Origin of the sequence: Paractinoplanes ovalisporus (genome assembly GCF_016834655.1) — a bacterium.
In the GTDB taxonomy this organism is placed as follows: Bacteria; Actinomycetota; Actinomycetes; order Mycobacteriales; family Micromonosporaceae; genus Actinoplanes; species Actinoplanes ovalisporus.
Genome location: NZ_JAENHP010000002.1, coordinates 83,963 through 97,007, shown reverse-complemented (window position 1 = coordinate 97,007; position 13,045 = coordinate 83,963). Strand labels below are relative to the sequence as shown.

13 protein-coding genes are annotated in these 13,045 nt (G+C 70.1%); 4 read left to right on the top strand and 9 right to left on the bottom strand.

What is annotated here, in order from left to right:
- Positions 1–12: 12 nt before the first annotated feature.
- The 3 genes from JIG36_RS06440 to JIG36_RS06430 all read right to left on the bottom strand — a co-directional run bounded on the left by JIG36_RS06440 (position 13) and on the right by JIG36_RS06430 (position 3,987).
- The gene (locus JIG36_RS06440; RefSeq protein ID WP_203375124.1) at positions 13–1,038 is read right to left on the bottom strand and encodes a threonine aldolase family protein; all 1,026 of its coding nucleotides are present in this window, start codon (positions 1,036–1,038) and stop codon (positions 13–15) included.
- Positions 1,031–2,437, bottom strand: a complete 1,407-nt coding sequence (locus JIG36_RS06435) for a class II 3-deoxy-7-phosphoheptulonate synthase (RefSeq protein WP_203375123.1) — start codon at positions 2,435–2,437, stop codon at positions 1,031–1,033. The genes JIG36_RS06440 and JIG36_RS06435 overlap by 8 nt, the downstream gene beginning before the upstream one ends.
- Positions 2,438–2,511: 74 nt before the next feature.
- Entirely contained in the window at positions 2,512–3,987 is a 1,476-nt protein-coding gene (locus JIG36_RS06430; protein ID WP_203375122.1) for a glycosyl hydrolase family 18 protein, read from the bottom strand.
- 217 nt (positions 3,988–4,204) lie between these two features.
- On the opposite strand from JIG36_RS06430, the gene JIG36_RS06425 reads away from it, so the two are divergent.
- The gene (locus JIG36_RS06425) at positions 4,205–4,882 is read left to right on the top strand and encodes a DUF429 domain-containing protein (RefSeq protein ID WP_203375121.1); all 678 of its coding nucleotides are present in this window, start codon (positions 4,205–4,207) and stop codon (positions 4,880–4,882) included.
- A 139-nt stretch (positions 4,883–5,021) separates the two neighbouring features.
- On the opposite strand, the gene proC is transcribed toward JIG36_RS06425, so the two are convergent.
- The 5 genes from proC to JIG36_RS06400 all read right to left on the bottom strand — a co-directional run bounded on the left by proC (position 5,022) and on the right by JIG36_RS06400 (position 8,990).
- Complete coding sequence (gene proC, locus JIG36_RS06420) at positions 5,022–5,843, bottom strand: pyrroline-5-carboxylate reductase (protein ID WP_203375120.1); 822 nt, start codon at positions 5,841–5,843, stop codon at positions 5,022–5,024.
- Between the two features lie 66 nt (positions 5,844–5,909).
- Positions 5,910–6,938: a 6-phosphofructokinase gene (locus JIG36_RS06415; RefSeq protein ID WP_203375119.1), complete on the bottom strand. Its 1,029-nt coding sequence runs from the start codon at positions 6,936–6,938 to the stop codon at positions 5,910–5,912.
- A 147-nt stretch (positions 6,939–7,085) separates the two neighbouring features.
- Positions 7,086–7,583, bottom strand: coding sequence for a pyridoxamine 5'-phosphate oxidase family protein (locus tag JIG36_RS06410; RefSeq protein WP_203375118.1), 498 nt, complete (start codon positions 7,581–7,583; stop codon positions 7,086–7,088).
- Positions 7,584–7,624: 41 nt separating this feature from the next.
- Positions 7,625–8,113 carry a polyadenylate-specific 3'-exoribonuclease AS gene (locus tag JIG36_RS06405; RefSeq protein WP_203375117.1) on the bottom strand — a complete coding sequence of 163 codons (489 nt, stop codon included), beginning with the start codon at positions 8,111–8,113 and terminating at the stop codon, positions 7,625–7,627.
- A gap of 22 nt (positions 8,114–8,135) precedes the next feature.
- On the bottom strand, positions 8,136–8,990 hold the full coding sequence (locus JIG36_RS06400) for a phosphotransferase enzyme family protein (RefSeq protein WP_203375116.1): 855 nt from the start codon (positions 8,988–8,990) through the stop codon (positions 8,136–8,138).
- A 248-nt stretch (positions 8,991–9,238) separates the two neighbouring features.
- On the opposite strand from JIG36_RS06400, the gene JIG36_RS06395 reads away from it, so the two are divergent.
- Positions 9,239–9,919, top strand: coding sequence for a Crp/Fnr family transcriptional regulator (locus JIG36_RS06395; RefSeq protein ID WP_236046255.1), 681 nt, complete (start codon positions 9,239–9,241; stop codon positions 9,917–9,919).
- Here the strand turns inward: JIG36_RS06395 and JIG36_RS06390 are convergent.
- A complete protein-coding gene (locus tag JIG36_RS06390) occupies positions 9,870–10,601 on the bottom strand; it encodes a lysophospholipid acyltransferase family protein (RefSeq protein ID WP_203375114.1) in 732 nt (243 codons plus the stop codon). The two genes, JIG36_RS06395 and JIG36_RS06390, sit on opposite strands and share 50 nt — an antisense overlap.
- A gap of 129 nt (positions 10,602–10,730) precedes the next feature.
- Here JIG36_RS06390 and JIG36_RS06385 point away from each other — a divergent pair, with 129 nt between their 5' ends.
- Together JIG36_RS06385 and JIG36_RS06380 are read left to right on the top strand one after the other, a co-directional pair.
- The gene (locus tag JIG36_RS06385; RefSeq protein WP_203375113.1) at positions 10,731–11,552 is read left to right on the top strand and encodes a DUF308 domain-containing protein; all 822 of its coding nucleotides are present in this window, start codon (positions 10,731–10,733) and stop codon (positions 11,550–11,552) included.
- Positions 11,553–11,632: 80 nt separating this feature from the next.
- On the top strand, positions 11,633–13,039 hold the full coding sequence (locus JIG36_RS06380; protein ID WP_203375112.1) for an alpha,alpha-trehalose-phosphate synthase (UDP-forming): 1,407 nt from the start codon (positions 11,633–11,635) through the stop codon (positions 13,037–13,039).
- Positions 13,040–13,045: the final 6 nt, after the last annotated feature.

Below are 13,045 nucleotides of genomic sequence, written 5' to 3'. Positions count from 1 at the left end.
GATAGCCGAGCCCTACGACCCGCTGATCAGGCCGCCCAGCACGACGATGGCCTGGTCGATGCCCTCGTCGTCGACGTCGAGGTGGGTGACCACGCGGGCGATGTCGGGCAGCATGGGCGCGATCAGCACGCCCTGCTTGGCGGCCAGGGCGGCCAGGGTGGGCGCGTCCAACGACGACTTGGACAGGTCGAGCGGCACCAGGTTGGTGCGGATCCTCGACGGGTCGACCACGCCGAGCGGGGCCAGGGCCTCGGCCAGCTTGCGGGCGCGGGCGTGGTCGTCGGCCAGGCGGTCGATGTGGTTCTCGAGCGCGTGACGCCCGGCCGCGGCCAGGATGCCGACCTGCCGCATGCCGCCGCCCATCCGCTTGCGCAGCACCCGGGCCTGCGCGATCCGCTCACGGCTCCCGATGATCAGCGAGCCGACCGGGGCACCCAGGCCCTTGGAGAGGCAGACCGACAGGGTGTCGAACAGGGCACCGTACGTGGCGAGGGGAACCCCGTCGGCGACGTGCGCGTGCCAGATCCGGGCGCCGTCGCAGTGCAGGCCGACACCCGACCTCTCCGCCATTTCGCGAAGACCGCGGAGAGTTTCCAGCGGCACCACCGTGCCGCCGCCGAGGTTGTGGGTCTGCTCGACGGCGATGGCCTTCGTCGGCACCGAGGGGTAGCCGACCGGCCGGATCATCGCGGCGATCTGCTCGACGTCGAGGTCGGCGCCGACCGACGGCCACGTGCGGGTCGTGATGCCCCCGATGGCCGCGGCCGCGCCCAGCTCGTACGTGACGACGTGCGCGTCGCCGCCCGCCAGCAGCTCCGAACCCGGCTGCACGTGCAGCTGGAGCGCGATCTGGTTGGCCATCGACCCGGACGGGGCGAACAGCGCCGCCTCGTGGCCGAACAGGCCCGCGACGTACGCCTCGAGGTCGTTGACCGTGGGGTCGTCACCGAAGACGTCGTCACCGACCTCAGCCGACGCCATCGCCTGGCGCATCTCCGCCGTGGGGCGGGTGACCGTGTCGGACCGGAGATCAACCACGGAGCATCTCCGCCACCAGGAACGCGAGCTCGAGGCTCTGCTGGGTGTTCAGCCGCGGGTCGCAGGCCGTCTCGTAGCGGTCGGGCAGGTCGAGGTCTTCGATGCCCTGCGCGCCGCCCAGGCACTCGGTGACGTCTTCGCCGGTCAGCTCGATGTGGATGCCGCCCGGGTGGGTGCCCAGGCCGCGGTGCACCTCGAAGTAGCCCAGCACCTCGTCGACGATCCGGTCGAAGTGGCGGGTCTTGTAACCGTTGGACGACTCGTGCGTGTTGCCGTGCATCGGGTCGCACTGCCAGACGACCTTGGCGCCGGCCGCGGTCACCTTCTCGACGATCGGCGGGAGGGCGTCGCGGACCTTGCCGTTGCCCATCCGGCTGATCAGCGTGAGCCGGCCCGGAATGTTGTTCGGGTTGAGCTTCTCGCACAGCTCGATCGCGGTCTCGGGCGAGGTGCCGGGGCCGAGCTTGACGCCGATCGGGTTGGCGATCCGGCTGATGAAGTCGATGTGCGCGTGGTCGAGCTGACGGGTGCGCTCGCCCACCCACAGGAAGTGCCCGCTGAGCCCGTACGCGCGGCCGTCGCTCACCCGGGTCAGGGCGCGGTCGTACTCGAGCGCCAGCGCCTCGTGCGAGCAATAGAGCGAGACCGTCCGCAGGGCCTCGCTGTCGGTCATGCCGCAGGCCCGGATGAAGTCGAGGGCGCGGTCGATCTCGCGCGCGATGGCGTCGTAGCGCTCCCCGGCCGGCGAGGCGCGGACGAAGTCCTTGTTCCAGTCGTGCAGCCCGTGCAGGTCGGCCAGGCCGCCGGCCAGATAGGCCCGGAGCATGTTCATCGCGGCGGCCGAGTTCGCGTAGGCCCGGATCATGCGCTGCGGGTCGGCCACCCGGGCCGCCTCGTTCGCGTCGAGCGAGTTGATCAGGTCGCCCCGGTAGGCCGGGAGGCCGAGGGAGTCGGTCGGCGCGGAGCGGGGCTTGGTGTACTGCCCGGCGACGCGCGCCACCTTGACCACGGGCATCGAGGCCCCGTACGTCAGCACGACCGCCATCTGGAGCAGGGTGCGGGCGTTGGCCAGCAGGTGGCTCTCTGTGTTGTCGGCGAACGTCTCGGCGCAGTCACCGCCCTGCAGCAGGAACGCCCGGCCCTCGCACACGTCGGCGAGCTTGACGCGCAGCTGGTCGACCTCGTAGGGCGCGACGATCGACGGCACGTTGTCGAGGACCTGGCAGACCGACGCGACCTCGGCCGGGTCGGCCCACGGCGGCACCTGCACCCGGGGCAGCGTGCGCCAGTGGTCGAGGCCGAGCGCCTCGTCCTCGGCCGAGTCGGTCGACGGGCGGGAGGTCTGCAGGGCCGAGTTGCCCACTCCCGGGTAGCTGAGCTGATGCCACTCTCGCTGCATGAGGAAGAGCGTACGGAAGCGGGGCACCAGCCTTGCGGCCGGTGCCCCGCTTCTTTTTCTGAGGAGATGCAGGCTTACAGGTTGTTCTTGATGGCCGTGATCAGCTCACCGTTGCTGGTGTCGCCGGAGAACTCCCAGAAGAAGGCTCCGCCGAGACCCTGCTGCTTCACGTAGGACATCTTCCCGGCGATGGTCGACGGGGTGTCGTAGCTCCACCAGTTGCTGCCGCACTTGGCGTACGCGGTGCCGCCGACCGTGCCCGTGGACGGGCAGCTGTTCTTGAGCACCTTGTAGTCCTCGATGCCGGCCTCGTAGGTGCCGGGCGCCGCGCCGGACGCCGAGCCACCGGGAGCGGCCTGCGAGACGCCGGTCCAGCCGCGGCCGTAGAAGCCGATGCCGAGCAGCATCTTGTTGGCCGGGACGCCCTTGCTCTTCAGCTTCTGGATCGCCGCGTCGGACCAGAAGCCCTGCTGCGGGATGCCGGCGTAGGAGTTGAGCGGCGAGTGCGGGGCGGTCGGGCCCTGCGGGGCGAACGCGCCGAAGTAGTCGTACGTCATCGGGAAGACCAGGTTCAGCTTCGAGATGCCGGACGCGTAGTCGGCCACGTCGAGCTTGCCACCGTTGGAGCCGTCGGCCGAGATCGCCGAGGTGACCAGGAAGTTGTTGCCGAACTTGTTCCGGACGGCGGTGATCACGTTGTTGTACGACGCGGGACCGCTGGCGTCACAGGACAGGCCACAGGCGTTCGGGTATTCCCAGTCGAGGTCGATGCCGTCGAAGACGTCCGACCAGCGGGGGTCCTTGATCAGGTTGTAGCAGGAGTTGGCGAACGCGGTCGGGTTGGCCGCGGCCTGCGTGAAGCCGCCGGACCAGGTCCAGCCGCCGAACGACCAGATGATCTTGATGTTCGGGTAGGCCTTCTTGAGCTTGCGCAGCTGGTTGAACGAGCCGCGCAGCGCGCCGGCGTCCCAGGTGTCGGCGACGCCGTCCACACTGTTGGCCGCGGTGTAGGCCATGTCGTAGTCGGCGTAGGAGTCACCGATCGTGCACTGGCCGCCGGTGGTGTTGCCGAACGCATAGAGCAGGTGCGTCAGCTTCGAGGCGGAACCGGAGGTGACCAGGTTCTTGACGAAGTACTGCCGCTGGTAGACGCCCCACTGGGCGAAGTAGCCGACGAGGTTCTTGCCACTGTTGCCGGGCGGGGTGGTCGGCGGCGTGGTCGGAGGCGTCGTGGGCGGGGTGGTGGGGGGAGTCGTCGGCGGGGTGGTGGGCGGCGTGGTGGGGGGAGTCGTACCGCCACAGGCGCCGTTGTCGATCCAGACGTCCCACTGTCCGCTGTGCGTGGCCGGGGACTCGTTCTGAGTCCACCACTTGGCGGTGTAGTTCTTCCCGTTCTGGGAGGCCTGGTTGTCCTTGACATAGACGGCGGTGGAGGACCACGCGGGGGCACAGGCCGCAGCGGCCGACGCCTGGGTGGCCGGGATCGCAGCGGTGGCAGCCACCACTACGATCGCCGACACCCAGGTGGCGCGGCGGAGGGATTTCTGCACTGGGGCTCCTCTTTGAACAGTTAGGAAACTTTCCAAAAAGTTCGTTGGGGAGACGGTAGTCACAGGTATTCACGCTCGTCAAGACAGTGACGAGGGTTTACGCAAAGGCTTAACTTTGTCGCACCGACGGCTACGGGGTGCACACTGACGGACACAGCGCGTAGTCTGCGTTCATGACCATCTCCGACGTCGTTGTCCGATTGGCCGCACGCCGCCGATGAGTGTCCGCGTAATAGGAGTCGATGCGTACGCGCTCGGCTGGGTCGGCGTCGAGCTGCGCGACGGCGCGTTCGGCCGGGCCGTGCTGGCCTCCACGCTGTACGAAATAGTCGCCGGCAGCTCCGGCGCCTCCGTGATCGGCGTGGACATCCCGCTGGGCATGCTCCCCGACCGGTGGCGGGCCGCCGACACCCTCGCCGCCGACCAGTTGGGCCCCCGGCGCGGCAGCGTCTTCCGGGTGCCGCCGCGCGCGGTCTGGCAGGAGGCCGACTTCACCGCGGCCAACCGCCTCTGCCGTGAGCTGACCGGCGCCGGGCTGAGCCGGCAGTCGTGGGCCCTGCGGCCCAAGCTGCTCGAGGCCAACGCGATCTGGGAGCGGCACCCCGGCCTGCTCTTCGAGGCGCACCCCGAGGTCTCGTTCCGCACCATGGCGGGCGAGCCGTTGCAGCATGCGAAGAAGACGTGGACCGGTCAGGCCCGGCGCCGCGAGCTGCTGGCCCGCAACGGCATCGTGCTGCCCGACCAGATCGGCCCGGCCGGTCAGGCCCCGCCCGACGACATCTTGGACGCGGCCGCCGTGGCCTGGTCGGCCCACCGCATGGCCACCGGCACGGCCCTGAGCCACCCCAGCCCACCCGAGGAAACCAACGGCTCCAAGATCGCCATCTGGTATTGAGCCCGCAATAGGCCCTCCCCACCGCGCCACAGGGGGCTGGCCACGAAAATACGCCGCGCGAAACGGTCAAACCGACTTATCCACAAGCCGCGGCCCGTGACGTTGCTGACAATTCAGCCCGCGGCGACCATCCCCAGGCTCAGCCCTTGGCGGTCATCTCGGTGGCGATCTCGCGGGCACGGTTGCGGGCCGCCTCCAAGGCGGTCAGGAAGGCGGCGCGCAGGCCGTGCGTCTCGAGCTCGCGCAGCGCCGAGGCGGTGGTCCCGCCGGGCGAGGTGACCGACTCGCGCAGCTTGACCGGGTGCTCCCCCGAGTCGCGCAGCATCACGGCCGAGCCGACCGCGGTCTGCACGGCCAGCTCGTGCGCCACATTGCGGGGCAGGCCGAGCAGGATGCCGGCGTCGACCATGGCCTCGACCAGCAGATAGAAATAGGCCGGGCCGGAGCCGGAGAGGGCGGTCACGGCGTCCTGCTGGCTCTCGGGCACGCGCAGGGTGCGGCCGAGCGGCTGGAAGATCTCCTCAGTGATCGCCAGGTGCTCGTCCGTCGCGTACGGGCCCGGGGAGATCGCGGTCATCGCCTGGTCGACCCGGGCCGGGGTGTTGGTCATGACCCGCACGACCGGGATGCCGCCGGGCAGCCGCTCGGAGAAGAAGCTGGTGGGCAGCCCGGCGCAGAGCGAGACGACCAGCGTGTCGGGCGGCACCTTCATGCCGAAGTCGTCGAGCAGCGCGCCCGCGTCCTGCGGCTTCACCGCGATCAGCAGCACGTCGGCCTGGGTGACCGCGGTCAGGTTGAGCACCGGGCGGATGCCGTGGCGCTCGGCCAGCTCGGCCGCGCGTTCGGGGCGCCGGGCGGTGGCCAGCACCTGCTGCGGCGTCCAGCCGGAGCGCAGCAGACCGGCCAGGACCAGCTCGCCGAGCTTGCCCGCGCCGATCACGGCAACACTGTGCTTGGTCATTCCCGCGCCCCTCGATAAATAGGTAAGGGGCGACCGACGCCGGCCGCCCCCAACCCCAAGCTCGACTCAGCTGCCGAAGAAGACCTCGGCCTCTTCGTACCGCGACAGCGGCACGGTCTTGAGCTCACCGGTGCCGTCGATCAGCGGCACGCGCACGATGTCGGTGCCCCGCAGCGCCATCATCTTACCGAAATCGCCCTCGTGGACGGCGTCGATCGCCTGGAGACCGAACCGGGTGGCGAGCACGCGGTCGAACGCCGACGGGGTGCCACCACGCTGGATGTGACCGAGGACGACCGTGCGGGCCTCCTTGCCGGTCTTCTCCTCGAGCTGCTCGGCCAGCCACTGGCCGATGCCGCCGAGGCGGACGTGGCCGAACGAGTCCTTCTCCTGGCTCTGCAGCGCCATCTGGCCCTCGAGCGGGTGGGCGCCCTCGGCGACCACGACGATCGGCGCGTATTCGACCTGGAAACGCTTGGTCACGTAGGTCGCGACCTGGTCCACGTCGAACTCCCGCTCGGGGAGCAGGATGACGTTGGCGCCACCGGCGAGGCCGGCGTGCAGCGCGATCCAGCCGGCGTGGCGGCCCATGACCTCGACGACCAGGGTGCGGTGGTGCGACTCGGCCGTGGTGTGCAGCCGGTCGATCGCCTCCATCGCGATGTTGACCGCGGTGTCGAAACCGAAGGTGAAGTCGGTGGCGTTGAGGTCGTTGTCGATCGTCTTCGGCACGCCGACCACGTTGACGCCGAGGTCGTTGAGCTTGGTGGCGACGCCGAGGGTGTCCTCGCCGCCGATCGCCACCAGCGCGTCGACGCCCTGCTCGGCCAGGTTGGCCTTGATCTTCTCGACGCCACCCTCGATCTTGAACGGGTTGGTGCGCGAGGAGCCCAGGATCGTTCCGCCGCGGGGCAGGATGCCCCGGACCTCGGCGATGCCGAGCGGCTTCGTCAGACCCTCGAGCGGGCCCTTCCAGCCGTCGCGGAAGCCGACGAACTCGTGACCGTAAGCGGCGACGCCCTTGCGGACCACCGCCCGGATCACCGCGTTGAGACCGGGGCAGTCGCCGCCGCCGGTGAGCACGCCGATACGCATGTTTTGCTCGTCCTCCCTGTATCGGGTATGCGAGAAGCTTCGAAGCCCGGAGAGCCCCAGGGAGAATGTCGTCGGCAACATTGCCGGTCCGGGGCGGGCCGCGCCCCGAACTCTAGTCGCAGCCCACTACCCGGATGCAGCCGCCCCTTAAAGCCGGACCGTTTCGTTCTCCCCAGCATCCGGGGTCTTTCCGGTTACGGCCGCCTTGGCGTAGCCCAGCAGGGTCACGACCTTCGAGCTGTGCGCCGCCTCCCAGTACTCGGCGGTGTCGGCGTGCACCTTGACCAGGGTCAGGTCCGGCGTCTCGAGCCCGTCCGGGAACCAGGCCTTCAGCAGCGGGTTCCACAGCTCCTTGGCCTTCGCGGGGTCTTCCTTCCGTACGGCTTCGCCCGCGATCGAGATCCAGTTGTGCTGCTTGGAGTCGCTGAACGACACGTTCACCTGCGGGTGTACGGCGATCTGCTCGACCAGGTCGGAGTCGGCGTACGCGAAGAACCACAGGTCGCCGTCGAACTCGATGTCCTGCACGGCCATCGGCCGGCTCACGTGCCGCCCGTCGGAGGTCATGGTGGTCAGCATGCAGATGCGGGCGTCGGCCACCATCTGCTTGACCTTGTCACGGCGTTCCTGCTCGGTGTCAGTCATGCCCACGGTCGTTCCCGCCGGGAGGGCGGTCAAACGGGCGCTCAGCCGCCCATGGCACGCCAGCGGGCCAGGTTGTGGCGCGCGTCGACCAGGGCGTCGTGCCGGCCGGACATGGTCGGCAGTGTCGGGCGGCCCTTGTCGTCCCACAGCTGGCGCAGGTCTTTGGTGAAGCGCGGGATGTCGCGCGGCAGGGCCGGCATGGCGCCCCACAGCTGGGCCAGCGCGACGTGGTCGTAGGCGGCGAACCAGGCCCACAGCTCGATCTGCTCGCCGCGGCCCGCGACCGGTTCGGTCAGGAACGCGTAGAGGTCGTCGCGGATCCGCTCGCGGGACCGCCAGGCCTGGTCGGACGGCGAGGGCAGCTTGTCGAGCACGTTGCGCCGCACCCAGGGAATGGCGCGGCTGTCGTCGAACTCCGTGCTGACCGCGTAGAACTCGCGGCCGAACTCGTCGACGACCCCGATCGAGACGAGGTCGACGGTGCGCCCGTCCTCGATGAACTCACAGTCGTAGAAATAGCGGTACGGCATCGGGTCCCATCCTTGCCTACGGTCAGCCGGGCGCCGACTCCAGGGCCTCCCGGGCCCGCCGCAGCTTCTCGGGACAGCCCCACCGGGCGGCCCGGTCGGCCTTCACGGCCCAGCGCAGGCGCAGCAGCACGGGCAGGGCCGCGTCCATCTCGCCGGCCTCCACCGGTCCGGCCGCCAGGTAGCCGTCGATCAGTTCGCCGGCCCGCGCCACTCCCCCGGCGTAGAGAACGGCGGCCGCCACGTCGTAGACCAGCGGGCCGACGCCACTGGCCCCGCAGTCGAGCACTCCGGCGCGGCCGGTGCCGGGGTCGACCACGAAGACGCCGGGCGCCGGGTCACCGTGCAGAACCCCGTACGTGAGCCGGTCTGTGATCGTCAGACGGGTGGCCGCGGCCGAGGCGTCGGCCAGGGCGCCGCGCAGCCAGGGCTCGCTGTCCAGGTGACCGGCCTCGGGGTCGAGCGGCTGCCATGACCGCAGACCCGCGTGGTGGAAGCCCTGCAGCGTCCGGTGCACGGCGCCGAGACGGTCACCCCACCACTGCTGGTCGACCGGGTCGCGGCCGTCGAGATGTCTTCCCGGCGTACGGCGCAGCACCGCGAACGCCCCGGCCTCGGTGCGCGCGGTGAGGCCGCCGGACAGGGTGCGCACCGGCTCCCCGGCCGCGATGCCGCGTCCGCGCAGCAGGTCGGCCGCGGCCAGGCCGGCCTCGACGGCGAGGCGTGCCCCGGGGTCGCTCAGCCGGACGACGTACCGGTCGGGCCCGGCCGTCACCTCCCAGCCGCGCGACAGCAGCACGTCGTCCAGGGCAGTGATCTCGCTGGGCACGAGATGCCACTCGGCCCGCAGCGTCGATCGAAGAAGCTCGGCATCCGGCACGGCGGGATTATCACGGCAGAAGAGGTGAAACCGACGGTCACCCTGTCCGTCGCTCACTCCGGGCACTCAGGTGTTTACAGACGGCGACCGGCACGACATGATCCTATGAGGCGCCGGCGGGATAGGTGCTCAGAAATGGCGCCGGTGGGTTGCTGTGTGCTAAGAGTGATCGTTCGCGTCGTGGGGCCGGCGCGGCCCCTCGCCGCCGCGGCTCCCACCGGGGGAGGGATGACGCCGTGGACCATCGCATGCCGGACAACGGCGACGCGCTGACCGGCGTGGAGATGTTCGCCGGCCTGGAGCCGGACGTCCGGCAACGGGTCATCGCCACGGCCGTCCCGCGCACGTACCGCAAAGGACAGATCATCTTCGTCGAGCACGACCCCGGCGAATCCTTGATCATCCTGAAGCGCGGTGCCGTCGCCATCTTCCGCACGGCCCCCACCGGGGAACGTGCGGTGCTCACCGTCGTCCGCCCGCCCGACGTGCTGGGCGAGGTGTCCCTCCTGGACGCTTCCGCCCGCAGCGCGTCGGCCGAGGCCATCGAGGACTGCCAGGCGCTCACGCTGTCGCGGTCCGCGTTCATCGACCTGGTGCACGCCAACCCGCGCATCCTCGACGCCGTGATGCGCTCGGTGGGTGCGCTGATCCGGCGGCTGACCGAGCAGAACACCGACCACGTGTTCCTCGACCTGCCCGGCCGGGTGGCCAAGACGCTGGTGCGGCTGGCCGGCGAGAGCCAGGCGCCGATGATCACGATCGAGCTCAACCAGAGTCAGCTGGCCGAGATGGCGGGCGGTTCCCGGCAGAGCGTGAACCAGGCGATCGGCTCGTTCGCCAGCCGCGGCTGGCTGCGCACCGAGGGCCGCCGCATCGTGGTCACCGATCTGCAGGCGCTCCGGCGTCGCGCGGGGATGAGTGTGAGCTAGATGGCGACTCGACGGTTGTCTTGAGTTTGCTGGCATACACGTCGACGTACTCGCGGCCGGACATCGCCATGAGCTCGAACATGATCTCGTCGGTGATCGCCCGCTCGACGAAACGGTCGCCCTTGGCGTGCTGGTAGCGGGAGAAGTCGAGCGGGGCGCCGAACCTCATGCGGACCCGCTTGATCTTGGGGATGAGCGTGCCGGTCGGCTGGATCTCGTCGGTGTTGAGCAGCGCGACCGGCACCACGACGGCCCCGCTCTCGAGCACCAGCCGGGCCACCCCGGTCTTGCCGCGGTAGAGCCGCCCGTCGGGCGAACGGGTGCCCTCGGGGTAGATGCCGGCCACGCCGTCCTCGCGGAGCACCCTCAGCAGCGTGTCGAGGGCCGCCCGGGCAGCCTTGCCACCCGAACGGTCCACCGGAATCGTCCCGGTTCCACTGAAGAACTGGCGCATGAGCCAGCCTTTGATCCCCTTGCCGGTGAAGTACTCCGCTTTGGCGACGAACGTCACCCTCCGGTCCACCACCAGGGGTGTGAAGATCGAGTCGGAGAACGACAGATGGTTGCAGGCCAGAATGACCGGCCCGTTGCGGGGCAGGTGGGACAGCCCGCGCACATCGGGGCGGAAGAGAAGCTTGAGCACCGGTCCGAGGACCACGTACTTGAGCAGCCAGTAGAACACGGTGTCCTTTCCGGGACGTCCGAGCGTCTAGGAAGCGTACGAAGCGGGACGGCGCGCCACAACGCACTCCCGAAACCTGTCCATGTCGTGTCACCATTCAAGGCACGGTCGGCGAGGGAGTGTGCAGGAGTGACAGCGGGTGGCGCCCGCCGCGGGCGGCGGGACAACGGGCTCGACGCGGCCGATTACGCGGTCGCGGGCGACGTGGATCCGCGCGTCGGCGAACACCTCCTCGACGTGCTCGCGGCCGGGGGCATAGCGGCATATCTGCAGCCCACGGCCGATCTCAATCCCATCTTGCGCGCCACCACCCTGCCCGCGCGGCCGATCGACCGGCTCTATGTCGACCGCACCCATCTCGAGGTCGCCCGCGAACACCTGCAGAAGGTGACCGGGGGCGAGTCGCCGGTGCCGCCGCCGCCCGACCCGACGGCCGAGCCCGCGAAGAACGTCGATGTCGAGGCCGAATGGGCCAAGATCGTCGCCGGTTTCCACACCTCGGTCGACCCGACGGCCGCGCCCTGGCCCGCCGCCGAGGGCATCGAACGGCCCAAGGAGCCGCCGCCGCGCGCGCCCGGCCTGTCCAACGCGGCCGACTTCTCCGGCGTCTCGCTCAACCGGCGCCGCACCGACCAGCCGGCCGAAGACCCGTCGCTGCTCGACGGGCTCGACACGTTCGGCAACGACCTGCCCGACGACGAGGACGACGAGGAGCGCTACGTCCCGCCGCCGCCCCCGCCGCTGCCGCGCATCTCGAAATACGCGGTCATCGGCGTGCTCGGGGTGATCCTCGGGTTCCTGCTCTTCCTGTTCCCGACGATGCTCCCGATCGACCGTGACTACGTGACGCTGCTCGGTTTCGCGGCGATCGTCGGCGGCGCGGTGATGCTCGTCTGGCGGCTGCGCTCGGGCGACGACGAGGACGACTACGACGACGGAGCCGTGGTCTGAACCGCGGCCGGAACGGGTGTGAAATTACCCATAGACCACTGTCGGTATATATCTGGGTAGCCATCCGATAACCTTCGGTGATGCGTCGGAGCTCGCTCGTCGTCGTCGCCAACCGCCTTCCGCTCGATGACAACGTCGCGCCCGACGGGGCCTGCGAGTGGCGCCGAAGTCCCGGCGGCCTGGCCGGGGCCCTGCACGCGATCCTCGAACAGACCCCGGCGACGTGGGTGGGCTGGGCCGGCGACCTCGGTCAGGCCCGCGACCTGCCCGACATCGGCACCCTGCGGCTGCGCCCGGTCTGGCTCAGCGAGGAGGAGCAGCGGGGCTATTACGAGGGCTTCGCCAACTCGACGCTCTGGCCGCTCTACCACGACGCCGTCGAACAGCCGGTCTTCGACCGGGGCTGGTGGGAGACCTACCGCGCGGTCAACCGGCGCTTCGCCGAGGCCGCGGCCGAGGTGGCCGAGCCCGGCGCGACGGTCTGGGTGCAGGACTACCACCTGCAACTCGTGCCGCAGCTGATCCGCGAGCTGCGCCCCGACGTCCGCATCGGGTTCTTCCTGCACGTGCCGTTCCCGCCGCCCGAGCTGTTCATGCAGCTCCCCCGCCGGGTCGAGCTGCTGCGCGGCATGCTCGGGGCCGATCTGGTCGGTTTCCAGCGTCCGCAGGCGGCTCACAACGTGGCCCAGCTCGCGGCCAAGCTGCTCGACGCGCACGGCGCCGACGACGCGATCACGCTCGACGGCCGGCTGGTGCGCACCGGCGCGTTCCCGGTGTCGATCGACGTCGCCGAGATGCGGTCGCTGTCGGCCCGGCCCTACGTGGTGAACCAGGCCCGCCAGCTGCGGCACGACCTCGGCGCGCACAAGCGGGTGCTGCTCAGCGTCGACCGGCTCGACTACACGAAGGGCATCGAGCACCGCCTCACCGCGTACTCGGAACTGCTCCGGGACGGCCGGGTGAAGGTGCGCGACGCCGTCATGGTGCAGGTGGCCGTGCCGAGCCGGGAACGCGTGGAGAGTTACCGCGGCCTGCGCGACCGGATCGAACGCGAGGTGGGGCGGATCAACGGCGAGTACGGGCGGGTCGGCGAGCCGGCGATCCACTACCTCAACCAGCCGTTCGACCGGGCCGATCTGGCCGCGCTCTATCAGACCGCCGACGTCATGGTGGTGACCCCGCTGCGCGACGGGATGAACCTGGTCGCCAAGGAGTTCGTCGCGGCCCGGCCCGACGACTCGGGCGCGCTGGTGCTCAGCGAGTTCGCCGGCGCGGCGGCCGAGATGGAAGACGCCTTCCTGGTCAACCCGCACGACGTCGACGGTCTGAAGGAGACACTGCTGCAGGCCCTGGCCGCTGCCCCGGAAGACCTGGCCACCCGGATGAAGGCGATGCGGGCCCACATCACCAGCAACGACATCCACGCCTGGGCCCGGGCCTATCTGAGCGCCCTTGAAGACTCGAAGGCCCTAAGGCCTGTTTCATAACTGAGA

Excerpts from the sequence above, each read along its gene's own strand:
- JIG36_RS06435 (WP_203375123.1), bottom strand. The coding sequence starts at position 2,437 with ATGCAGCGAGAGTGGCATCAGCTCAGCTACCCGGGAGTGGGCAACTCG.
- JIG36_RS06425 (WP_203375121.1), top strand. The coding sequence starts at position 4,205 with ATGAGTGTCCGCGTAATAGGAGTCGATGCGTACGCGCTCGGCTGGGTC.
- proC (WP_203375120.1), bottom strand. The coding sequence starts at position 5,843 with ATGACCAAGCACAGTGTTGCCGTGATCGGCGCGGGCAAGCTCGGCGAG.
- JIG36_RS06415 (WP_203375119.1), bottom strand. The coding sequence starts at position 6,938 with ATGCGTATCGGCGTGCTCACCGGCGGCGGCGACTGCCCCGGTCTCAAC.
- JIG36_RS06410 (WP_203375118.1), bottom strand. The coding sequence starts at position 7,583 with ATGACTGACACCGAGCAGGAACGCCGTGACAAGGTCAAGCAGATGGTG.
- JIG36_RS06405 (WP_203375117.1), bottom strand. The coding sequence starts at position 8,113 with ATGCCGTACCGCTATTTCTACGACTGTGAGTTCATCGAGGACGGGCGC.
- JIG36_RS06395 (WP_236046255.1), top strand. The coding sequence starts at position 9,239 with ATGCCGGACAACGGCGACGCGCTGACCGGCGTGGAGATGTTCGCCGGC.
- JIG36_RS06380 (WP_203375112.1), top strand. The coding sequence starts at position 11,633 with ATGCGTCGGAGCTCGCTCGTCGTCGTCGCCAACCGCCTTCCGCTCGAT.